The organism is bacterium (assembly GCA_016702305.1).
Lineage (GTDB): Bacteria > Electryoneota > RPQS01 > RPQS01 > RPQS01 > JABWCQ01.
In genome coordinates this window covers 318,757-342,012 of the sequence record JADJEH010000009.1, presented here as the reverse complement: position 1 = coordinate 342,012, position 23,256 = coordinate 318,757, and the positions used below count along the sequence as shown (strand labels likewise).

Sequence of the window (23,256 nt, the reverse complement as noted above, 5' to 3'; positions counted from 1 at the left end):
ATGGTAAATGCCATTTTGGAATTCTGATGTTCTTTGGTGTTGATCATCATCGGAATTTTCATATCATGTTATTCTTGGTGGCCAATTATCCCCGCGTCTAGAGATAATATACAGCCAAAACAAGATTTGTCAAGGGTGTTTTAAGTGGATTCCCAAAAATAGATGAAAAAAGATAAAATATGACAAAGGATGACGGCGATTTGGTTCGGTTTTACATGCAAAAACGAGCAAAGCAAGCAGAATTTCCCGTCATTTCTGGTTTCGAACACATCAACATCGATGAAAACCATAGCTAAAAAAATCCCGGGCAAAATACCCGGGAAATTCCAGGACTAAATATCCCAGCGGTCGCCGCGAACACCGGAACTGTGTCCGGTCCAATAGTCATTTGAATCCAGAAGCGTACGATAAAGCCCGCGATGTCCGTTCACTGTGAAAAGTAAGCTGAATGTGCTTGACACGTCCAGCTCATCCGGATAATCATCTTCATCATCACAGCTTTCGATCAACGCTGCGGCATCGTCTTCATCGACATCCTGCGTATGCATCACGGCGCTCACCAGCAGGTCTTCGAATATCGTCGTCAGGGTTTCGTTGTCCGGATAGGACTCGAAATGCACGACGGCGCCGAGCAGATTCTCGTCATCATCAAAGATAAGCCCTTCTTCATCCATTTCGATCTCGTAGGCGAAAAATCGAGCGACATTTGCGCCATTGTCGATTTCGTAGGTAACTTCATCAGTGACTTCGGTCTGTTCCTCTTCCATGGTTTTTCCTTTGGCCTAAGGGTTAGGGGTTGCTTACCCCTTCTTATGCCAGATTCTAGACCGATTAGCAGCTGACAAGGAACCTTCACCTCTGAAAAACAGGGCGACTTCTGGCGATCTACTATTGATCTGCCGATGGGCGGCGACTTCGTAAAGTGGGCGAATTTCGAGAGGCTGTTTTTTATGGAGTTACGGGGGAAACTGTACTCTACGGCCCAAAAAGTAAGTTAAGTTCTTAATTAACAGGCCATCCAGGTGGCTTATGCGTGTTCGGATTACGAACTCGAATTTCAGGATTACCCGTCCGGTACGACCGAATTCGACGCTCTGGCAGAGTACCTTTGTTAGCTGAAGGCCCCAGCGGGTCTTACATACCACCACAGACTTCACCAACATGCCGTGAACTATTGAATTAGCACCAATGTATTTGTAGATTGAGGAGTTACGGTCCATCCTACGCAATCCGCCCCAGAGTATTTTTCACCAAACTCCCGACGCAGTTCCACACCAGAGTAGAAAGCGCGCAAAATTATAAACGCACAGCTGAAGGCCACTGGTTGGACTTTTCAAGATTAAGAGAAACGCAGCTTGGAACTGGGCTTGGAATTACTAGTCGTGAATATCCCACGGCCAAAGGTTTCGTTAACTACCCTTTGATTGCAAATCACCCACAAATTCGGCACGGATTAGAATTCGTCGCAACAGAATTATTCCCACGTTAGAAACGCGACATCCCGACGAGTCACCAGGTTAAAACTTGTGTGCCGCCCGAAGTTATGGCGACAACAACGCTGTGATGCAATTACCCTGTTGTAACATTCTGTTCTCGCCAGATTTCGAAGTGATTTCGCTTATGGTTTTGCTTGCAAAAGCCAGCAGAAATATGTTCATTGTGCAACACCCTACCTGAGGTTTGCCAGCCATCTACATTTCGACACGCATAACCCCGCTTACAAAGCGCGGATTCTGAGGAATTTCCAGTGCCACAGGGGGATTCGCCTTGACTCAGGTCGTGTCGAATCCAAATGGATATGACAAGCCTGACTACTTAAACGGCCAGGCCAGTTCAGTTCGTCTCGCCACGAGTACAACGACCCAATCCAACTCCGTCAATTTCACGAATGACAAAGAGACCGACCACAAGCAAACTTCCAATGCGGTACACAATCACGTCCCTTTTTTCGGGTTGCGGCGGGCTTGATCTAGGCTTCATTGGCGGTTTCGAATACAAAGGAGAACGGTTTCGTCGGTTGCCCTTTGACATAGTTGGTGCATTTGACAACGATCAAAAATCTGTGCATACCTACGCAAACATGATTGGCGACCATATTCTGATGAAAGACCTTGCAACAACAAATCCTTCGGAAATTCCGCCTGCTGACATTCTGATAGGGGGGTTCCCATGTCAAGACTTCTCGTCTTGTGGCCCCAAAAGAGGATTGCGTTCTAGCAGAGGCCGTCTCTACGAGGTAATGGTCGATTATCTTAGTCACCATCAGCCGATGACCATGATTGCGGAGAATGTTCGTCACCTTGCAAAAATGCATGGTGGGACCGTGCTGAAGACGATTCTTGAAGCTATTAGGCAAGTTGGCTATCGCGTGGAGGTGTGGTCTCTAAATGCTGCCGACTTTGGAGTGCCGCAGACTCGGAAAAGACTTTTTATCGTAGCAGTACGGGAAGACCTACCAGGCTTTCCTGCGCAACCACTATCGTCTCATGCTGACTCGCCGAATTCCATTGAGTGGGCGATTCGCGATCTAGAAAAAATCACAGATGAATCAATTCCAAATCAGAGTCAATACTTTTTGGCCTCGACCGCAAAACGCGGTAATGGGCAAGGCGATGAAAAAAGCCGAAGAGACCTACCAGGATACACTGTGCGGGCAAATGCGAAGTCGAGAATCCAATTCCATTATGTGCTTCCTCGGCGCTTAACAGTGCGCGAGTGTGCTCGACTACAGACTTTTCCGGATAGCTTCGTGTTCGAGCATTCCGCAACTTCTAACATAATGCAAATTGGGAACGCCGTCCCACCAGTTCTAGCGTACCGTGTAGCTCAAACTGTGAAGCGATATCTGGATAGCATTCATAAGAATCGATAAGATCGAAGATACTCACGAGGTCATCCCGCTCATGACAGAACATGTTAACATAACCCCAAACCCACGCATTCTTAGAACGCTTGGCGAAATTCCGTTTGCAGCTTGGCAGTGTATTGCAGAATTGGTAGACAATTCGATGGATAGTCTAGGCAAACCTTGGGATCTGGCACGACCTGATGACGACAAACGAATTATTGTCTCATGGTCTCGTGACAATGTCGCAGAAGGCGATAGAGCCCTGGAAGTCAAAGACACTGGGCCCGGAATGAGTTTGGATGTGCTCCAGAAGTGCGGTGCGGCAGGATACTCGACGAATGACCCCATTTCATTTCTGGGTCTTTTCGGGATGGGATTCAACATCGCGACAGCTCGACTTGGCGAGAAGACACTTGTGATGTCATCTGAAGAAGGTACATCGGAATGGGTTGGGGTCGAAATCGACTTCGATCATCTTATTGGGCGTGGTACATACGACGCTCCGGTAATTCGATTACCAAAACAATTGAAATCTGAGCACGGAACGCTTGTTCGAGTGTCGAAACTCAAACCAGGTCTGTTCAATGAACTTCGAAATCGGGGTCGAGAAATTAAACGTCAGCTTGAGACAATATATTCTCCAATTTTGAACACTACAGATATCGAAGTGCTGGTCCAGGGCACCCGTTTGCAACGTATTCAACACTGCGTTTGGGGTACTGATCGATACGTTACCCACAAGGGAGAACCAGTACCAGCTGTGATAGAAATCGATGAAAATCTGGGGATCGCACTGTTTGACACAGACCGAAACAGATATGTTACGGAATCTGAAGAAAACGAGTACAAGACTTTCCATCGCGAGAAAGGAGCGCTTCCCAAGGGAATAGTCCAACGCGAGAGAAGAATACATGGCTGGCTCGGAATTCAAAGATACGCCGAGCCAGAAGACTTCGGCATTGATTTTATTCGCAATGGAAGGAAAATACTGATCGGCGATACTTCTCTGTTTGGCTTTCGTAATCCAATGACCGGCAGAACACATCTTGAGTACCCTAAGGAACTCGGCACGACTGTCGGGGGGCGAATCGTCGGTGAAATTCACGTCGACCATATACCGCCGACATACCAAAAGACTGACTTTGATAGAACGGATGCATCATGGGAAGAAATGGTCATGGTCTTACGCGGCGCCGGCCCAGCCCTACCAACAATGCGGAAGACTCTCGAATACACGGCAGAAAACACATCTGCTTTGGCGCGTCTCATTAATGCGTACCAGCGTTGTGACGCAGGGACTAGATGCCTCGCAGCTCCAAATGATCTTGCCAGGAAGTGGGCGATTAAGTATCGGGAAGGCGATCAAGACTTTCGCACTGACGGTAAATGGTGGCAGGCTGCGATTGAGGCAGATAGAACGTCAGCTGATAAAGGGGCGAAGAAGGCGCCGATGGTCGACCACGGAGCAAGTTCTGACGAAGACATCGCGAAGTATGTTCCAGAAGCACCGCTGTTGGGACCCGCATCGGGTACTCTGCGACTAGTGGAGGCACCGACCACTCTCACTCCTTTCGAGGAGCTGAAGAGTCGTTCAAGAAAGATAGAGACGTACTCGTCAGAATACTCCTATGAAAAGGGCGGGCCAGCATTCTCAGTTACAGTTTGGGAAGTCACTAAAGGACGTATTGGAGTTGAAGGACAGGAAATAGCTGTCAAGTTCTTTCAAGAAAGCATTAATTGTGATTTCTTCTTTGATCCCAAGCACCAGTTTCTGCTCCACTATCCGATAAGTTTTCGCGAACTTCTGTTGTTTTATCTAGCGGACAGATTCAAGATTCGAAATCGACAGGAGGATATTGTTGCAATCTTCGCTGGGTTGTTTGAAAGCAATTTCTCGAATGTCCGGATTGAGTACCAGCGGATTCAGGATGAAGCGCGAACGCTATTCGATCGACTACGCGATTCTGCCATCGAGTTATTGCAACTTCGAGAACAAGAGGTCATCGATTTTGTGTTTGAGTCAGCGGGGGAAGTTGAAGATACAATGCCGGGACTAATTATCAACACGCAGTTAGTTTCGAAATTTCAGTCGAGGTCCCCCGGTTGTATTGATGCAATCATCAGCGTCCCATCCAGAACACTTGTTCGCCTAGTGGACCGCTTTCCAGAAGAATTCTTTGACGGGAAGTTCTTTAAGTCCGCTTACAGCATTATTGAATTGCCTGATAGCAAATCAACTGAAAGGCTTCGTAGCATTTCCAAAGACCGCATACTCTCATATTTGAAAGATGCACTATGGTCAATAAGCGAGAATAAACTTCCGTTCTCTGACCAACGGTTAAAGGAAGAACTTCAGAGATGCGAGCACAGCTTAAGATTCCTAAGGCAAGAGATTGGGACATGACTTTCCTAAGTGCTGAACTCATGAAAGGTACCGACTGGTTCGGTTTAGAAAGGTCAGTTGGGCGCTTGATGTCACATTGTGGATGGAAGGATGTGAGGATTGTCGGTGCTTCGGGCGATGGTGGCGCTGACGTACTTGCAGTGCGCGAAATCGCAGGGAAACGCCATATTTATGTTGTGCAGGTAAAGGCTGTCACAGGGGATAATTATGTTGGACCTGTAGCATTGGAAGAAGTTATCTCTGCAATGTCTGCATATCGCGGGGATGTTGGAATAGTCGCTACTAATGGTGATTTTACGCGGTCAGCAAGAAAGCGTAGGGAAGAACTTCGCGCAGCTGGGTTCCTCATTGAGCTCTGGAATGGCCTTTCGCTGAAGAAACTGATAGAGCAGTGGCCACTAGAAAGCCAAGAGAAGCGAAAGCTTAGAGAATACCAGAGTGACATACTCAGCAAATGTCTAGAGCAATACGGGGCTGGAGGTCAGAAGGGATATTTCATTGTTGCAACCGGATTGGGCAAAACGGTTATTGCTGCAGAACTAGTCGCTCGCCTAAGAGAATCAGGGCTTTCTTCCGCCTTGGTGCTGTGCCATTCGCAGGAGCTGGCGGCGCAATTGGAACAGAACTTTTGGACACAGTTAGGTAGTGACACAGCTACGCGATTGTTTTACGATGGGGAACCACCTAAACCTTTTGATGGCGTGAATTTTGGACTGTATCAGACATTTGTAAGCTACTTAAGTGGAATCGAGCAGCACGATTTTGACATACTGATTGTTGACGAAGCTCACCACGCTCTTGCCCATGGATTCAGAAGGTGTATCAAGCATCTTCGACCGAAGTACCTCCTGGGTATGACCGCAACACCTTGGCGAGGTGATGGTGCAAGTATTGGTGAAGTGTTTGGGAGTTCTGTCGGCGCCGTATCCTTAGTTGATGGTATGAAGATGGGATACCTTGCCGAAGTTGACTATCGGATCTACACTGATACAGTTGATTGGGAAACTGTTGGACGACTCACAAAAGGACAGCTGTCAATCAAAGACCTCAATACTCAGCTGTTCATCCCACAACGAGATGAGGCAGTAATAGAGAGGATAGTGGACGAGTGTTCTGAGGTCGCCGCGCCGCATATTTTAATATTCTGTGCTTCAGTGGAACATTGCCGTCGCTTCGCTTCTCTTTTGTGCGGAAGATCGAAGATCGAGTGCAAACAATTGTCCGGACTGGACAGAATTGGCCGAAATAGGACACTGATGGAATTCGCTTCAGGAAGGATTCAAGCAGTAACCGCTGTTGATGTGCTCAATGAAGGGATTGACGTACCTGCGGTAAATATCCTAGTCTTTCTCCGTGGCACTCACTCTCGTCGAATATTTGTACAACAACTGGGGCGGGGATTGAGAATTGCGCCAGGCAAGGATAAAGTGATTGTCCTCGATTTCGTGACCGACATTCGGCGCATTGCTGCTGCCCTTGACATGGACAGGGAGGCGAGGCAAGCCGGATCTAAGTATCAATCAGTCTATTTCCCCCAGGGAATTGTACGATTCAGGAACCCAGAGTTCCTCCCTTTTGTAACTCGATGGCTAGAAGATGTCGCAGGTCTCGACGACCGAGACGAGTCACACATTTTGTCGTTCCCAGTATAATGTCACGAATCCTAATTCCAATTGAAATCAGACAGCATATCAGTGACCTCGTCTTCAAGAAGGCCGACGAACATGGATACTTGGAAAAGGACCGCACAGAGAACGGGCAGTTTATGGAGTCTTTGATTCATAATGCTGACATAGGCGGTCGACTAAATACTTTTATGCCGTCAGCAAAGGTCAAGACCTATATCAAAGACGCCATACTTAATCGATATGCCAAAGTCCGCCGGACTTTGCCAAAAGAAATTGACAGCCATATCAAGCTCGCGTACGAGGTAGAATCAAACGAAATCGAGTTTGATTCTCAAACGGGCATTTCATTGCATCGGTTGTCAACAGGGGAGTACGTAGTGGCGGCACGAACACGACACCTAAAATGGGAAACTGGACTTAGAAAACTGTTATTGTTTGTCGCAGGTAAGCAAGGTCTCATTGAAATGCGAACACAATTAAATTTGCTTCTAGTAATTGTGGACACAAACCATGTTGTCAATAGCTCTGATAAACGCCTAGTCAACCAGGCTCTTGCGCTTGCCGATATCAAGGGACTATGGGTTTGAATGATTAGATGCGCGTAAGGCAAAGCGAGCGAAGTGATTATTTCCCAGAGTCGATCAAGAGTGATGGCATCAATAAAATCTCGGGGCAATCGTTCGACTGAGATGGCAATGGTGTCCATTTTGCGCTCACACAGGTTTTCTGGATGGCGTCGGCACGTTGGTATTGTCGGAACACCCGACTTTGTTTGGCCGAAATTGAGAATTGCGTTATTTGTTGATGGTTGCTTTTGGCATGGATGCAACATTTGCCGACGTGCTCCCAAAAGCAATGAAACTTTCTGGAACAAGAAGCTGGAGTACAATGTTAGACATGATCGTCGGGTCAACGCCCTGTTAAGAAAGCAAGGTTGGCAAGTGATTCGAATACGTGAATGCCAGTTGAAGAGCCCCCGGACCATTCGAAGATTATGCAGGCTCTTTGAGGCATAAGTGCCGATTGCCACCCCTTAGGAGACATTGTTGACTCGCGCAATGTGTTTCCAGATGAACGAAGAAGGGCTCTGAGCAATAATTGTAACCTGAACAGCAAGATCTGAAAGCAATATTCGCGGGATGTCTGGCCTAATGCCGAATCTTTGTACAACGGTAACTTATCTTAGTTTCGGCTCGAACCGTTTGCTATCAAATGCCCCAGTCTCCCGATCAGCACTTATCAAGATTATCTTGGAAGATACATCCACTTTGCATAGAGGATCAAAATGACCGTACACGAAGAGAAACTCATCTACTCCATGATAAGTGCTTTGACGCTTGAATGGTCTGACAATGGAAACATCATGGCAGATGCCGTTCGTGACATGTGTATTCAAGCTGTAGCAGACGCTGCAGAGAAGAGCTTTGATGATATACTATCCGAAGTGGAGAAACGATCCGGCGAGCTGCAATGAATTGTCATCTCGAATGTTACTAGATTCCTAACCAGGAGATTGAGTAAGGCAACATGAGCATTATTCCCACTGACACTGAAGCGGAAGAAATTGAAGGGCTTGGTGTTAATGACGGGTCTTCCTGGGGCGATTACCCAATAGACACTGTTCTTATCCGCCATGAAACCCGTACTGTACACGAAGTGTTGCGTAGAATAGAACAGGGCTCGTTCATAATGGATCCTGATTTTCAACGCGACTTTATTTGGGATCCGGATAAGCAGAGCAAATTGATTGAGTCAGTACTTATGCGAATTCCATTACCGGTTTTCTACCTAGCGGAAGATGAACAAGGGCGTATGGTAGTCGTCGATGGACTTCAACGCTTAACGACATTTCAGAGGTTTGTGGCTAATTCACTCAGGCTAAGACTTCCGGACCAAGAGCAACTCAACAAAAGAACCTTCGGTGAGCTATTGCCAAAAATGCAGAATCGTGTTGAAGACTGCAATTTGATCTTGTATGTGATTGACGTAAAGGTTCCAGAGAGAGCTCGGCTGGACATATTTGAGAGGGTTAATGGCGGGGTGCCTTTGACGCGTCAACAGATGCGGAATTGTCTGTTCATGGGTAAGGCGACTCGATTCTTGAAAGAAGAAGCCGCCACTTCCTTGTTTGCAGATGCGACAGGACATAGTCTAAAGGCGGCCACAATGCGAGATCGAGAGTTTGTGAACCGATTCAGTGCGTTTCAACTACTTCAACCCGAAGAATATCGCGGAGATATCGATGAATTCCTAGCCATGGCATTGAGAAAGATGAATGGCATGACATCGACAGATTTGAACGAATTGTCCAACGCGCTACAGATTGGTTTAGAAAATAACCTCATCGTGTTTGGAAAGCATGCATTCAGAAAGCATACTGATGCGCAACGAGATAGATCGGTTTTGAATGCAGCGCTATGGGACGTGATGTCGACTGGACTGTGCAAATACAGTAGAGATCAGGTTGAAACCAGGGCGGGGAAATTGCGAACTGCCTTTTTTGAACTGATGAACGATGATACGTTTATGGATGCAATCACTTCAGGAACAAATTCAACGCAGAAGGTTAAAGAGCGGTTTTCACGAGCTGATGTAAAGTTCAAGGAGGCTCTAGATGTTAACGCGAATTGACCTAAAGCATTTCAAGTGTTTTGAGGGCATGCGGTTGCCACTTGGTCCATTGACTTTACTCGCGGGCCCCAACGCATCAGGTAAGTCGACTGTGCTGCAAGCATTGGTGTTGCTAAATCAAACGATCCGTGAACATGAATGGTCGAAGCGTCTTTTGCTCAACGGGTCCTCCATCCAATTGGGAACTGTCGCCGATGTGATTGACAAAGTCCACGGTAGGTTCTCGTTTGAATTGGGATTGTTAGACGATGAACATTCTTATCTATGGACATTCGGTAGAAACTCCGCTCAGGATGAAAATAGCAGCGATAGCGTTGACCGATCCGATATGTCCGTTGAAGTAACGAGCGTTGAGATAGGCGGCACAGTTTACCAATCACCTAAGACACTTCGATTTCTTTTGCCTCCTGAAACCACTAACGTTACGGATTCGCTCGCTGCCCGCCTACGAGACCTTACATACATAACCGCTGAGCGAATAGGTCCACGTGATGTGTACCAACTGGAGGATCGTCAAGCGGCGACGGTTGTAGGTACCACTGGAGAACATACCGCAAGCGTTTTATATTGGGGCAGGGACGAAAAAGTCAACGATGAACTCGTTTTGCCGGGAACTGTCAATACACGGTTACGGCAAGTTGAAGCAAGGATGGGACAATTCTTCCCAGGATGTGAATTCGTGTTAAGCAAGGTTCAGAACGCCAACGCTGTCACAATTGGATTTCGTACTTCTGCAGAAACTGATTTCCATCGTCCAATTCACGTAGGCTTTGGACTGACGCAGATCTTTCCAATCGTTGTGGCTGCGCTATCGGCAGGCAAAGATCACATTATTCTTATTGAGAACCCAGAGGTGCATCTCCATCCAGCTGGTCAAGCACTCATGGGTCAGTTCTTAGGCGATGTCACGAGATCGGGTGTGCAAGTAATCATTGAAACCCATTCTGACCACGTACTAAATGGAATACGACGGTCCGTTAAGGCTAGACGACTTGATGAAGAAAAGGTATTGATTCACTTTTTCCGCTCAGATTTCGAGAAAGAAGCTCAGGTTGTTACTCCAATTTTAGACAGCCGAGGGAATATTGACACATGGCCCAAAGGATTCTTTGACCAATTCGACAAAGACTTGAATTACTTTGCAGGATGGGGAGATTAATGTGGATCTTATGCTTAACGATTGCTCGATCCACGGCCAGTTTAGTAGCACCTCCGATTTAAAAGAAGCGATAGACAGTTTAATGGCCGTTAGACGGTTGGCGAAGCGCTTTGGTGTTGAATTGTTATGTCATCATAACTTGGCGTGTTCACAGGCCACCCCATCACTGACACTCTTTCAGGCAATACAAGCTTTTGACAAGGACGAGGCCCGAGCTATCTTACAGTGGATGAGAATTCAGGGGCCGTTTTGGGAGGACTCGCGGCTTCATGATTCAGGCGAATATTTGGCGTGCAAAGACGACGTTGTCACGGATACAGCCGTTGGTGAATCAGCATTCTGCTGTCACCGCGGCATTGAACGCGCTCTAGTGAGTATTGCGCCTTCTGGTTGGCTTTTCACTCCAGTCACAGTTGAATGGATTCGTGATAGTCATGAAATCGAGATAATCAATGTTGACAATTATTGGGAAATAGCGTGCATCCAAGCGTTACTACATACAGTATCTGCGCCGCCAGCGTCATGGGAGCAACTCGAAGACTACTGTAAATCTCGGTACGCTTTACTTTCATTTTCCAGCGATGCCTTTGAGCCTCTGGCAAGACATCCTTTTGTACCAGGAGCTGCAGGGCGCATTCTGAGTATCCTTCATGTTTTGGAACGTCTTAAGTCTTGCTTTGACGAGAATGGTACTCGTACTGCCGATGGTCATCGGATAATCGCGAATCATTTTGGTGGTGAGAAGCACTGGTTTTCTGACTCGTCGGACTCAGAAAAGCAAGAATTCAGACAACAAATGACATTTCGACATCCGCAAGATTCTGATAGCACGCTGTTTTGCCCTTGGCACGGAAAAACGAAGTCGCCTCAGTTTCGTCTGCATTTCTCATGGCCTATTACTTTTGAGGCCCCAGTTTATGTCGTATATGTCGGTCCCAAGATAACAAAGGGCTAGTCGCGCAATGTCGGATTACAAAAGGCACTTATGCCTATTGTCGGTTGTCTGTTTCCATAAGCGCATTTGGCACAAAAGGATAAAGGCAACCACGGCTTAGAGCCAAGGTGTAAGTACCTTGCCTGGTGTATTACAACACGGTAAGGCCGCACAGCTCAATGGCTACAAGCCGCCGGCACCGGAAGCGACTATAGTCCTGCAGCTGGTACGGAGAATGGGGCCAGACCAATTAAAGAAAATTACTTGCACGAAAGGACAGTACTCTTGAAAGGCAGAATACTCTCAAGCACCGAGCTTGCGTTGATTGGGCAAACGTTGAGTAACTTTGCAATTTGGCTGGTAGACAAGGTCAAAGTCCCGCTTGAATTCGCTTTAGATTCATCTGAAATTGAGGTTGAAGACGACTCTGAAGAGGGTCGCGATGAGAACATAGAAGGTATCGGTGAGGATGAGGAACGTCTCAACGATGAAGATGGAGAGAGTGAAGACTTAGGCGAACCAGATTCGTCTCCTGATGACGAAGAAGATGTAGAGCGTTGGGTGTATGAGGTCGTTGAAGAGATGGTCGAGTCCCTGCGCAAATTGAGTGGCTTCGATTGGACGTCCGTTGACTACGCAAACATTATGGAGATCTGCCGTCGCCGCAACATTGGTCGACCCATTCGAATCCGTGGCGTAATTCGTAGCATGTCAGACGTGACGCCTCGGTATGATTGTGCCGGCAATCTTGATACAATCGATGTCGAACTCGCAGATGATCTCGGCGATGAGCTTTGCACCTGTGATATAGCAGATCCCGAGTTGTTGGACCGAGTTCAATCCATGTTTGCTGGCTTTCATCTGTTCGACTTCTGCGGCACAATACTCCCAGCCAAACCTCCTAAGTCTACATCCTTGATTCCTATCTACAAGTTTTACTTAATCGATATCGCCCCATCGGAAAACCCGCTACAGATGGTTCGCGCAACACGAAATGAAATTGCTGAAGCTGCCGCACTGGTAGACGAGTTGTCGGGTCAATCAGGCGCAATAATGAACCATGTAAGGGAGAATCTGATCGAGATTATCGGCATCAAGGGACTTGAAGACGCGGAGACACTTGATCGTAGTCTTTCATTCATGGTACTACAGGCTCTTTCAGATGGCTACGATGCACGACGTTCGCTCTCACACAAACTACATTCACTGATCATCGGCTCTCCTGCTGTGGGCAAGAAGCTACTAACAGAGGCTGCACATATCTTGAACCCTGTTTGCAAAGAAGCTCACCCAGGAAAGATCACTGTGGCTGGAATTGCGGGCAAGGCCGTGAAGCGGGATGGCGGGTGGACTTCAGACCCCGGTTACATTCCAATGGCGCATCGCGGGACCTTTGTGGTACAAGATTTTCATCACGTGGAACGAAAGACCGAAATAATGGGCGTTTTCTCCATGGTGATGGAGGACGGACGAGTCGTGGATTCAACGGCAGCGAACAAAGAACATCACGCGCTTACTTCAATCCATATAGACATGAACAAGCAGAGTGACGTCAGCTTGGCTGATGCCGAGGCTCTCGCATCACCGCAGGAGAGACTTTCAGACTTGGGAGTTTCCATGAATGTCCTGACGCGCTTCGATTTTATCGTAAACATCCCACGAGATACCGGGCGACAAATGGGAATTGCATTGCAGATGCACTCAGGGACTCCTAAGACGACGAGGTTTCCAAACAAGCGGCAGTTGTCTTCGGCGGCTAGGCAACTTCAGGTGTTGATTGCCTATCTGCGAACGAAGCACGATGAAGTTACGATTCCAGCGAATTTAGTGGAGGATTACATCCGATCCAAGCAGGAGGAGTTGCTTGAAGTGAATCGGGGACACTTGTCGCATCGCAATCTATTGGGTGATTATCAGACCCGTCTCGCCAATAGCATTCACAAACTGATATTCGCAATTGCCCGTGCAGATGCTCGATCTGTGGCTGTTAAAGAGGATGTTGACGAAGCTTTTCGATATGTTAAGGCAAAAATGGATTTTCTGCGAACTATAGAGGACTTTGAAGTACCAGAAACCTGGAACCACGCGCCTGTTCAAACAAAGGTCAAGGACCGCCAGGACTTTATCATCCGTCGTTTTGGTGGACAGGATGTGACTGTGCCCCAAGTGCTCAAGGCAGTTCAAGAGGAGTTGGGGCAACAAGTCTCCGAGTCTTCAACGCGGCGCGACCTGAACACGATCGCAAAGAAGCAACGTCACGGGTTCTACCGTGTGGAGCAAACTAGTGAATGACGGAATGGCGAATGGTGATTTGTCAAATTTATGATAAACAATAATATAACTATCTCGCCAAACGCCATTCTATCAGTGTGGGAACTCTGCCACACGCTTTACCCGTCACCGGAAACCCAGTCCCGATTCACGTTAACATGGCAGACCGTTGTCTTGGGTCGGGATACCAGATTCTACCCACCGTTCGGCCGTTGGGGGCTTGACCACATAGGACGCGTATGGTGATTTCGCGGCACATCACATTGCTCGATCATGTTGAGAATTCCTTGCGCCAAGAACATCGCTTTGAACCTCCGCTTGAAATCGATCTGTCACTAGGCAAGGTATCGTCGATCTTGAACTCTCAGATGGCCCCCAAAGGCACCTCGTCGAGATCACTGCGAAAGTGCAAACCGATTATCAACGCAAACGGAATCCTGCACATCAACGAGGTGATGAAAGCTGGTGAAACGATTTCGATTGTTCTCCGACCCGGCTTTAGGCTGAAAGACGTTGTGCTTGGGGATGCCCATCAGCTGCAGATGCTGGTAGATGAACAGGGATTCCACTACTGGTTTACAGTAGGGCAGGACGGGGTTCTTGAAGTCACGGGCGAAATAGTGAAGGATAGAGAGAACTTATTCTCCAAACTTAGGAAGGACTTGACAGACTTGCCTATGCGTGCGTATATTGTCCAGGGAACCCTCTTGGACCGCAAAGGCATTCCAAGTGCCATAGTCGCTCCGGACGTAATGACGACAGCCGAAGCCGCTGACTACCTTTCGCTGTCGACAAGCAAAGTATACAAGCTCGCGCAAAGTGGAATACTGATACGGACACCGCAAAAGCGTTTTCGGAAATCCGACCTTGACCATTATATGCGCTCGCAGCCGAAGAAACGACGCTGATGCGCCAGATCTGTGCCTACAGCCGTGCTAAACCGAGCTAAATCGTGACAAACTGTACCAATGCCGAACCGATGCGAAGTGCAGTGAAACCAAATAGCTTCAGCGCAATTCTCGTAAATACTGAGGCATAAGAAATTTGGATTCATCGAATCCCCCTCTCTCCGCTGATGCCCGCAAGCTATTGAGTATATGGCTTGCGGGCTATTTTTTTTGGGAAGACCTGCTATGGGTGTGCCACGTCCGACCCACCCACGGTGCGCTTATGAAGAAACCGACAATGCTCAACGTTTGAATCTGTACGTTGCCAGGCGGTGAAACCACCTGCTCTCGTGACTACGGCGACATACTAACCGATCCGCCTGATCCATCTTGAAGTCCGGTACTCCATCGGAGTCTTCTGCTTCGGATGATATCTAGCCCTGACCAAACCAGCCTGCTTCACCCTCCAAATACGGCCGATCTCAAACTTGCAAGGTGATTCAGTTTTCGGGGCAAGATTAGTTATGGACGGAACTTCGAACAGGAGTACTTCGTATATTCACTGGCCCTGAAACAAATTGACCACAGAGGATAACACGCCGATGAACGCTGTGCCGAGCATGCGCCGCCAACTTCGGAACATCACACTGGTAACGGCCACAATTCTCTTGCTGCCGTTGATGGCCATGCGGTTCACACGCGAGGTTAACTGGTCGGTGTCCGATTTTGTTATCGCCGGTGTGCTGCTGTTTGGGACGGGTCTGGCGTATGTGATGATATCTCGCGCTTCGAAAAGCCCCGTTTACCGGCTTGGCGTCGCCGTTGCGGTGATGACAGGATTAGCGCTCATCTGGATTAATCTCGCGGTCGGCATCATTGGCTCCGAAGATAATCCGGCGAACGCGCTGTATGTCGGAGTGATTGTGGTTGGGCTGATTGGAATTGCCAGCGCACGGCTCCGGCCGCAGGGTATGGCGAGGGCGGCGTTCGTTACGGCAGCGGCGCAGGCACTGGTGCCGTTCGTCGCGCTGATCATCTGGCGGCCGTCCTTTGATAATACGCCGGGGATCGTCGGCGTTTTCATCTTGAACGCGATGTTCGCCGGGGCGTTTGTAGTGGCCGGGATGCTATTTAAGCGCGCGGCAGAGGCCGACAAGAGGTAGCGACCGCAGCACCGCAGACCACTGTACATCACAGTGGCGGGTGTTCAAGAATTGCATTCTTGCTAACGGTTCGCTAAATTCTCTGTGCTGGTCGCGGCGCACCTTGGGCTGGGCAAGCAGGGTCGGCTCTTGAACGATGAGCCCCGAGGTCGCGCCAAAATAATATATTAAACACATTATTATCAATATCTTGAGCGTCACCACGGTCGAGCCGTAGGTGATTGGGCAGGATGCTGAGACACTTTAGCGGCAGGCGTCACTTATGGCGGCTCGCGGGAACGTCTCAACAATTTTGTTTGACTGAGCGGCGCGCACGGTAAATCCGTCGCGCTTTTCGTGTTTCTTGACATTCATCGCTGGCCGATTCCTTCGGCCCAGCGCCGTTCGCATTCTCACCCCTGAGCGGACACTCCCCCCATGACAGGTACACCTCCTTCCCCCGGCGCAGCGCGCAAGCCGCGCTCGAAGCTGCCGCAGAGTTTCTGGGTCGCCAACACGATGGAAATTTTTGAACGGTTGGCCTGGTACGGCTTTTTCGCCGTCTCCACGCTATACATTACCGGTTCAAAAGCTGAAGGCGCCTTAGGCTTCACGTCCGAGCAGCGTGGTATGCTGCAGGGCGTTGTCCCGTTCATCCTCTATCTCTTGCCTGTCGTGTTCGGTGCGTTGGGCGACCGCTTCGGTTACAAGAAGACGTTTCTGGTCGCCTATACCCTGATGGTGCCCGCATACTATCTGCTCGGGCAGTTCCACGCGTTCGGGGCGTTTTTCATGGCGTTTCTATTCGTGGCGGTCGGCGCGGCGATCTTCAAACCTGTCGTAGTCGGCACGGTGGCACGCACAACCGACGAGACGAATTCCTCGATGGGGTTTGGCATCTTCTACATGATGGTCAATATCGGCGGATTCGTCGGTCCGATTGTGGCGGGCATCGTGCGCGTGAGATATGGTTGGGATTGGGTGTTCATCGCATCGTCGTTCTGGATTGCCTGCAACTTCATCTGGCTGCTGGTCTTCTATAAAGAACCGACTACCGAAGCGGCGAGCGGCGAGAAGCGATCAATCAAGCAGGTGCTGGCTGGAATCGTCGAGGTTCTCGGCAACGGGCGATTCTTCCTGCTGGTCTTCGTCCTGCTCTCGCTGCTGGCAATTTCGGGACGTTATATCACGTGGAATCAGATGCTCTGGATCGGCGCAATCTGGGTCGCGGCCAACATGCTTCTGGATATCCCACTGCGGGCGCGCGGCAAGACGATGACGGCGGGCTCGTGGCTGATGCAGCCGCTCAAACTCGGCAATTGGAAGTTCGCGCTGTACCTTCTCATTCTGTCAGGATTCTGGACGTCGTTTAATCAGATCTTCCTGACGATGCCCGAGTATATCCGAGATTTTGTGGATACCAGCGACATGGTGCACACGGCACGCAATTGGGTTGGGGAAGACTTCGCCCGCGAATTTGCCGCGGTCAATGAGCCATTGTTGGCCACGGAGATTCAAAAATACGTCAGCGAGCAATCCGCGCCGCGCGCGGCCGAAGGCTCCGTGGCGCGTTTCGGCATATCGCAGGAAGAGGCCACGAAGTTCAGACGGACCTTGTTTGACTTTAAGGTTCGTGTGCCCGAGGATGATATCCGCGCATCGTTGGCGGGGTTGGGTGCTGTACCGTCGAACGATGGCAAGTGGGTGGTGGATTCGGGCGCTGCGCAGACGCTCGCCCGAACTTGGGCGGAGAAGTACCGACAGGTAAACCCGGAGTACATTATCAACATTGACGCGGGTGCGATAGTTGTCTTTCAGATTCTCGTGTCGTTCCTGATCGGCTTCTTTCCACCACTGTCAGTCATGGTGGTCGGCATTCTCGTATCGGCCGTGGGAATTGGGATGAGCGCGTGGCTCTCTACCGGTTGGCTTGTGACGCTGGCCATTACGATCTTTGCCTTCGGCGAGATGATTGCGTCGCCAAAGAGTCAGGAGTATGTCGGACGCATCGCACCACAGCAGAAGGTCGCGATGTATATGGGTTTCTACTTCTGGACCATCGCACTCGGCAATATTTTCGGAGGAAGGCTGTCAGGTGAGCTATATGGTTCCCTTGCGCGCGACCAGGGAAGACCCGATCTAATGTGGATGATTTTTGGAGGATTAGCGCTCTTGACGGCCGTCATCCTGGTGTTGTATGACCGATTGGTGTTGAAACGGGGTAATCCAGAGTAGTTCCATACTATATCAAGTTCGAGCGTAAGCGAGCCCGGGTAATTCTACCCGGGCTCGTTTGATTAGATCGGTTTCTCAAGTAGTTCACACAATGCGCGTGCATATCTCGTGCGACGGATAGAAATCGAATGCACCGACTAATCGAATCAACAAAGGCGAATGAGAAAGGACACCCAGCATGAACATCCGGCCTTTTGACCTAAACTCAAGTTCTTGCGCGAATTCAGTATCGAATTTTCTGTGTTCATGGTAAATATCTGGCACGTGCATTGCCAGTACATCGCGTCACCAAGATGTGACATGATTAGTATGTCGCCAGCACTTTGACGGGCAAAAGGGAGAAGAAACCATGTTCGGGAACTCATCGCTAAGAACCAAGCTCTTTGGAGCATTTGGGCTAGTTGCCGTGATTCTGGCAATTGTCGGAAGTGTGGGATACTGGGGTACTACAAGTGTAGCGGATGCGTTGCACGCGTACGCAGATGTCCGCAGCCCGAGTCTGTACGGTTTGCAGATGATCGAGGCCGCGCAAAATCGCGTTCGCCTAAACTGCTATATGGTCATGGACACGGACCTGCCTTTAGATGCGCGCAAGGAATACACTGACCGTATTGCAAAGGCCTGGGCGCAAGCAGAAGAGGGATTCGGCATCTTTGAGCCGCTGCCGCACACCACGGAAGAATCCGCGTTGTGGAATGAGTTTCTCCCGCTCTGGAATAGTTGGAAGTCGGGCTGGCGCGAGTTCAATACCGTCGCGCAGACTTCGCTGTCAACGGCTGATCCGGTGAAGCTCGACGAGCTCGCGCATCAAATGCAGGTGATCACCCAGGGCGCGATGAAAAAGGACACGCGCATGGCCACGGACAAATTGCGCGAGATTGTGGCCCTCAACCTGAAGATGGGCATCGCGGAAGCCGACGCTGGAATGGCGACGGCCACCCGCTCTGGGAAAGTCGCCATTTCATTTGTCATCGTCGGCCTGGTCGCCGCAATGTTGTTGGGATTCGCACTCTCAACGTCACTATCAAGACGGTTGGATGCGGTTGTCACGGAAGCCACGGAAGCTGCGAAGCAGATTGCTTCGGCCGCAGACCAAGTGTCCGCGGCATCTCAAGGCGTTGCACAGGGAACGCAGGAGCAGGCCGCGTCCATTGAAGAGACATCGGCGAGCGTCGAAGAGCTAACCGCGATGACAAATCAGAACGCGGATCGCTCGGCCGAAGTCTCGACCTTGGCAAATCAAGTCAATGATGCCGTCAAGCATTCCGCTACCGCGGCCAACAAGATGGAAACGGCAATGGGTCAGATCAAATCTGCATCTGATCAGACGTCGAAAATCCTCAAAACGATTGATGAGATCGCCTTCCAGACGAACTTACTCGCCTTGAATGCCGCGGTTGAAGCAGCGCGCGCTGGTGAAGCCGGAAAGGGCTTCGCTGTCGTCGCCGAAGAGGTGCGCAATCTGGCGATGCGCGCCGCCGAGGCCGCGAAGACCACCAGCACTCTTATTGAAGACAACGTCACGCGGGTGAAAGACGGGGCCATCATCACTGAAGACTTGCGCGTGGCGTTGACGCGCACCAGCGATGCCGTGCACAAGGTCACGAATCTGGCCAATGATGTCGCGACGGCATCTTCCGAGCAATCGCACGGACTTCAGCAAATTTCGATCGCGGTTCAGCAGATTAATCAGGTCACACAGAACAGCGCCGCCAATGCCGAAGAGGGGGCCTCGGCATCCGAAGAGCTGGCCGGGCAATCTGAGCAACTGCGAGGCCTGATGAACAGCCTGCTGCATATGGTACATGGCGGATCGAGTCAACGACACTGAGACGCACTCGATTTCATTAATCCTGTAGCTTAACCGCCGAAACAAAAAACCCCTGCCCGAATCAACCGGGCAGGGGTTTTCCTTGTCGCCACTCGACGAACCTGGAGTTACTTATCGCGATGACAGCGTACGCAGAGATCGCGTTCTCCCGAAGCGATCATCAGCGGTTCCGACGTCCACGCATGCAGATCGTGGCAGCTCAAACAGTCGAGCGGACCGCCACGTACGGGATCCGTGACTTTATCGCCCATCGGGTGCGCAACGGTGTGCTGATGCTGGTGGCAGCTGGCGCACAGTTCCAGAATCGGCTTCTTGAGATAGCCTCCACGCTCGTTGCCATGTGGTTCATGGCACGTGCCGCAAGCGTACTTCGTGTGCGGATTCTCGCCGACGGTTTCCACGCCGCGCGAAGGATCGTGACACTTTGTACAAAGCTGCTTCTCCGTGCCGCCAAGCAGCTTCTTCTGATCCGACGCATGCGCGTTATGGCATTGCTCGCAGGAGCGCTCCGGAGTCGAACCATGCGGCATATACCGGGCGAACTTGTCCACGACATCACTGTGGCAATCTGCGCAGACCTGCTGCACGGCGCCTTTCAGCGGATAGCTGCCGTCCGCCTGTTGAGTCGTATGGCAGGCCGCGCAATCCTTCTCTTCAAACGGCGCGTGTTTGTTGCTCATGACCAGACCCGGCGAATCGCTCGCGTGCGGATCGTGACATGCCGAACAGCGCGCGCCGACCGGATCAAAGCCCACATGCCGTTCCCGCAGCTTCTGCTCATTGCCGTGACATGAGCTGCATAGTTCGTTCTCGCCCTTGGTAAGCAGGTAGTCGTTCTGCCCGCCGTGTACATCGTGGCATTTATAGCACTGGCCGATCTTCATCGGCGCGTGCGTCGTGCTCTTGGCGAGCCAGTCCCGCACTTCGGTGTGGCAGGTCGCGCACAGTTCCTTAGGCGACGCCGTCAGCAGATTGGCTTTGTCGGACGCATGCGGATCGTGACAGCGCGTACACTGACCGTCCGCCACAGGCTGATGCTGCACCGGTTGGCTGTGCCACTGTTGAGTTTCGCTGTGACAGCTCGCGCAGAGATCCCCTTCGCCGTCGAGCAGAAGCTGGTCATGGCGCGACGCGTGCGGCGCGTGGCAGCCGGTGCACTCACCGGCCTTGAGCGGACCATGCACATACGGTTTGGTCAAGTCGTCCGCCAGGTCGTCATGGCATTCCATGCACGCCTGGCGCTGATTCACCTTCGGCATGTCCTGCGCCGAAATCGGCGCCCACAGCAGTAAGGCCGCCGCCAGCGTCAACACAAGTGTCTTAATCATCGTCCACCTCCGCGTCTCCCGCTGCAACGTGGCAGGCCGAGCAGTCTCCCGACTCGAATGGCGCGTGCTGATTGGTCATGAGTAGGTGTTCATTGTTCGATCCATGCGCATCGTGGCACAGCGCGCAGTTGAAGTGGTCGCCCGCTTGTCCCAAATGTGCCGCGCGGAAGTCCGGGCCGCTGACATCATGGCAACTCACACACAGCCCCGGCATCGCTTCGCTGAGCAGCGCCTTGTGGCTGCTCGTGTGAGCGCTATGGCAATTCAGACATTCGCCCGAGTATACCGGCGGGTGTTTATAGGTCGAGTTGCGCGAACTATCTATGTCGGCATGACAATTCAAACAGAGCATGCCGGACGTCGCGAGCAGCAAGTTCTCGTTGGCGCTTTTGTGCGGATCATGGCAGGCCGTACATTGGCCTTCAGCGACGGGCCGATGCACGGACGCGGCGGTCTTAATTCCGTCGGTCACGTCCGAATGGCACTCGGCACAGGTGCTGGCGATGCTTTGGTTCAGCAGACCCTTGTGGTCCGCGGCATGCGGTGCATGGCAATCGGAGCAGGCGCCGTCTACAAACGGCGGGTGCATGTGCAGGCTGTCGCTCTCCGCCATAAGCGTAGCGTGGCAGTTCGAGCACAGCGAATTGTCAGTGGCGACCAGCAGTTTGCCGTTCGCACCGCCATGCACGGCGTGGCAATCGGAACATTCGCCCTTGCGAAATGGTTCATGCAAGTCAACGCGCGCGAATTCTTTGCTCAGATCGTCGTGGCAATTCAGACAGAGCTGATCCTGCGGTTTGACCAGGAGCTTCTCGCTGTTCGTTCCATGCGGATCATGGCAGCTCCAGCACGGCTCGCTGTCGAGCGCGGCGTGGGGCACGGCCTGCTGCATGGCCGCGGCGACGTCGGCATGACAGGATAGGCACTGTGAATTATCGTTGGCCTTAAGCAGCTTTGTCTGCATGTTGCCGTGCCCGTCGTGGCAGGTCACACAGGCCTCTTTTGCGGCGGCGTGGCCGTGCGCAAACTTCGTGCGATCAAGCTCCGCGCCGTGGCACTCACCGCACAAGAGGATATCTTTGGCCTTTAGAAGTGCCGGCTCCGTCGTCGCATGCGGATTGTGGCAGGTGGTGCAATTCTCGTCCTTGACGGCAGCGTGCGTGGTCTCGCCGTGCGCTTCAAGCGGATCATGACATCCCGTGCAAACTGCGCGTTCATCGTCCACCAATGCGAAGGGATTGGCTTCGCTGGATGCTACGTGGCAGCCCGAACAATCGGGACCATCAAGCGCCGCGTGGACATGCTTGGGAAGCAGCCCCTTGGCTTCCGATGAATGCGGCACGTGACAGGTCGAGCAGTCCTTGTCGCCAACGGGATAGCCCGCATGCTGGTCGGCAAACGTCGCGTCTTTCTTGCCGTGGCAACTCAGGCACAGCGTCATGGGCTCCTGCTTAAGCAATTTTGCATGATCGCTGCCATGAATGTCGTGACACGAACCACAGCCGTCGGCCAACGGTTTGTGTTTGTGGGTACTTTCGAACTCTGCCGCCGCGTGACACGCGTAACACATCTCCGGCATGGCGGTTTTCAGCAGATTGCGGGTTTCACCGCGATGGGGATCGTGGCAACTTGTGCATTGCCCGGCTCGCGCCGGATCATGCACGAATTTCGCGGCCAATCCCAGGGAATCGGCGGCATGGCAGCTTGTGCAAAGCTCTGAGCCGCTGGCTTTCAGACGCAGCGCCCCAACTTTGCCGTGCGGCAGGTGACAAGCTGAACACTCGCCCTGCTCGGCCGGCTGATGTGCGAATTTGCCCCGATAGTCTTTCGCGTCATGGCATTCGAGGCAATTCTGCTGTTTGCCAAAGCGCGAACCGCGCTTGACTTGCGCTTGCGCAGCATGATTCTGCAGCGCCAGAGCGGCGGCCAATCCGACGAACAGCAGCAAGAGAATGCGG

The 23,256-nt window shown here is 51.1% G+C and carries 17 protein-coding genes; 14 read left to right on the top strand and 3 right to left on the bottom strand.

Annotated features, from left to right (window positions below):
- Positions 1-332: 332 nt before the first annotated feature.
- Complete coding sequence (locus IPH10_10220) at positions 333-767, bottom strand: hypothetical protein (GenBank protein MBK6911290.1); 435 nt, start codon at positions 765-767, stop codon at positions 333-335.
- A gap of 1,154 nt (positions 768-1,921) precedes the next feature.
- Between IPH10_10220 and dcm the strand changes: the two genes are divergently transcribed.
- The 14 genes from dcm (at position 1,922) to IPH10_10150 (ending at position 19,970) form a co-directional block, all read left to right on the top strand.
- A complete protein-coding gene (gene dcm / locus IPH10_10215; protein ID MBK6911289.1) occupies positions 1,922-2,872 on the top strand; it encodes a DNA (cytosine-5-)-methyltransferase in 951 nt (316 codons plus the stop codon).
- 31 nt (positions 2,873-2,903) lie between these two features.
- Complete coding sequence (locus IPH10_10210) at positions 2,904-5,252, top strand: ATP-binding protein (protein MBK6911288.1); 2,349 nt, start codon at positions 2,904-2,906, stop codon at positions 5,250-5,252.
- 20 nt (positions 5,253-5,272) lie between these two features.
- Positions 5,273-6,904, top strand: coding sequence for a DEAD/DEAH box helicase family protein (locus IPH10_10205; GenBank protein MBK6911287.1), 1,632 nt, complete (start codon positions 5,273-5,275; stop codon positions 6,902-6,904).
- Positions 6,904-7,467 carry a hypothetical protein gene (locus IPH10_10200; protein MBK6911286.1) on the top strand — a complete coding sequence of 188 codons (564 nt, stop codon included), beginning with the start codon at positions 6,904-6,906 and terminating at the stop codon, positions 7,465-7,467. Before IPH10_10205 ends, IPH10_10200 begins: the two co-directional genes overlap by 1 nt.
- 33 nt (positions 7,468-7,500) lie before the next feature.
- The gene (gene vsr / locus IPH10_10195; GenBank protein MBK6911285.1) at positions 7,501-7,896 is read left to right on the top strand and encodes a DNA mismatch endonuclease Vsr; all 396 of its coding nucleotides are present in this window, start codon (positions 7,501-7,503) and stop codon (positions 7,894-7,896) included.
- 269 nt (positions 7,897-8,165) lie between these two features.
- A complete protein-coding gene (locus tag IPH10_10190) occupies positions 8,166-8,354 on the top strand; it encodes a hypothetical protein (protein ID MBK6911284.1) in 189 nt (62 codons plus the stop codon).
- 53 nt (positions 8,355-8,407) lie between these two features.
- Positions 8,408-9,511, top strand: coding sequence for a DUF262 domain-containing protein (locus tag IPH10_10185; protein ID MBK6911283.1), 1,104 nt, complete (start codon positions 8,408-8,410; stop codon positions 9,509-9,511).
- Positions 9,495-10,670, top strand: coding sequence for a DUF3696 domain-containing protein (locus tag IPH10_10180; GenBank protein MBK6911282.1), 1,176 nt, complete (start codon positions 9,495-9,497; stop codon positions 10,668-10,670). Before IPH10_10185 ends, IPH10_10180 begins: the two co-directional genes overlap by 17 nt.
- A gap of 10 nt (positions 10,671-10,680) precedes the next feature.
- Positions 10,681-11,625, top strand: a complete 945-nt coding sequence (locus tag IPH10_10175) for a hypothetical protein (protein ID MBK6911281.1) — start codon at positions 10,681-10,683, stop codon at positions 11,623-11,625.
- A 264-nt stretch (positions 11,626-11,889) separates the two neighbouring features.
- Complete coding sequence (locus IPH10_10170; GenBank protein MBK6911280.1) at positions 11,890-13,896, top strand: hypothetical protein; 2,007 nt, start codon at positions 11,890-11,892, stop codon at positions 13,894-13,896.
- A gap of 218 nt (positions 13,897-14,114) precedes the next feature.
- The gene (locus IPH10_10165) at positions 14,115-14,783 is read left to right on the top strand and encodes a helix-turn-helix domain-containing protein (protein MBK6911279.1); all 669 of its coding nucleotides are present in this window, start codon (positions 14,115-14,117) and stop codon (positions 14,781-14,783) included.
- Between the two features lie 581 nt (positions 14,784-15,364).
- A complete protein-coding gene (locus IPH10_10160) occupies positions 15,365-15,925 on the top strand; it encodes a hypothetical protein (protein ID MBK6911278.1) in 561 nt (186 codons plus the stop codon).
- Positions 15,926-16,342: 417 nt separating this feature from the next.
- The gene (locus tag IPH10_10155) at positions 16,343-18,139 is read left to right on the top strand and encodes an MFS transporter (protein ID MBK6911277.1); all 1,797 of its coding nucleotides are present in this window, start codon (positions 16,343-16,345) and stop codon (positions 18,137-18,139) included.
- Between the two features lie 349 nt (positions 18,140-18,488).
- Positions 18,489-19,970 (top strand): MCP four helix bundle domain-containing protein, encoded by a 1,482-nt coding sequence (locus IPH10_10150; GenBank protein ID MBK6911276.1) that lies wholly within the window; start codon positions 18,489-18,491, stop codon positions 19,968-19,970.
- Positions 19,971-20,077: 107 nt separating this feature from the next.
- Here IPH10_10150 and IPH10_10145 read toward each other — a convergent pair whose 3' ends face one another.
- Positions 20,078-21,298, bottom strand: coding sequence for a cytochrome c3 family protein (locus IPH10_10145; protein ID MBK6911275.1), 1,221 nt, complete (start codon positions 21,296-21,298; stop codon positions 20,078-20,080).
- Complete coding sequence (locus IPH10_10140) at positions 21,291-23,246, bottom strand: hypothetical protein (protein MBK6911274.1); 1,956 nt, start codon at positions 23,244-23,246, stop codon at positions 21,291-21,293. Before IPH10_10140 ends, IPH10_10145 begins: the two co-directional genes overlap by 8 nt.
- Positions 23,247-23,256 lie beyond the last annotated feature (10 nt).

Excerpts from the sequence above, each read along its gene's own strand:
- IPH10_10150 (MBK6911276.1), top strand. The coding sequence starts at position 18,489 with ATGTTCGGGAACTCATCGCTAAGAACCAAGCTCTTTGGAGCATTTGGG.
- IPH10_10205 (MBK6911287.1), top strand. The coding sequence starts at position 5,273 with ATGAAAGGTACCGACTGGTTCGGTTTAGAAAGGTCAGTTGGGCGCTTG.
- IPH10_10165 (MBK6911279.1), top strand. The coding sequence starts at position 14,115 with ATGGTGATTTCGCGGCACATCACATTGCTCGATCATGTTGAGAATTCC.
- IPH10_10220 (MBK6911290.1), bottom strand. The coding sequence starts at position 767 with ATGGAAGAGGAACAGACCGAAGTCACTGATGAAGTTACCTACGAAATC.
- IPH10_10185 (MBK6911283.1), top strand. The coding sequence starts at position 8,408 with ATGAGCATTATTCCCACTGACACTGAAGCGGAAGAAATTGAAGGGCTT.
- IPH10_10160 (MBK6911278.1), top strand. The coding sequence starts at position 15,365 with ATGAACGCTGTGCCGAGCATGCGCCGCCAACTTCGGAACATCACACTG.
- IPH10_10190 (MBK6911284.1), top strand. The coding sequence starts at position 8,166 with ATGACCGTACACGAAGAGAAACTCATCTACTCCATGATAAGTGCTTTG.
- IPH10_10145 (MBK6911275.1), bottom strand. The coding sequence starts at position 21,298 with ATGATTAAGACACTTGTGTTGACGCTGGCGGCGGCCTTACTGCTGTGG.
- IPH10_10210 (MBK6911288.1), top strand. The coding sequence starts at position 2,904 with ATGACAGAACATGTTAACATAACCCCAAACCCACGCATTCTTAGAACG.
- IPH10_10180 (MBK6911282.1), top strand. The coding sequence starts at position 9,495 with ATGTTAACGCGAATTGACCTAAAGCATTTCAAGTGTTTTGAGGGCATG.
- IPH10_10200 (MBK6911286.1), top strand. The coding sequence starts at position 6,904 with ATGTCACGAATCCTAATTCCAATTGAAATCAGACAGCATATCAGTGAC.
- dcm (MBK6911289.1), top strand. The coding sequence starts at position 1,922 with ATGCGGTACACAATCACGTCCCTTTTTTCGGGTTGCGGCGGGCTTGAT.
- IPH10_10155 (MBK6911277.1), top strand. The coding sequence starts at position 16,343 with ATGACAGGTACACCTCCTTCCCCCGGCGCAGCGCGCAAGCCGCGCTCG.
- IPH10_10175 (MBK6911281.1), top strand. The coding sequence starts at position 10,681 with ATGCTTAACGATTGCTCGATCCACGGCCAGTTTAGTAGCACCTCCGAT.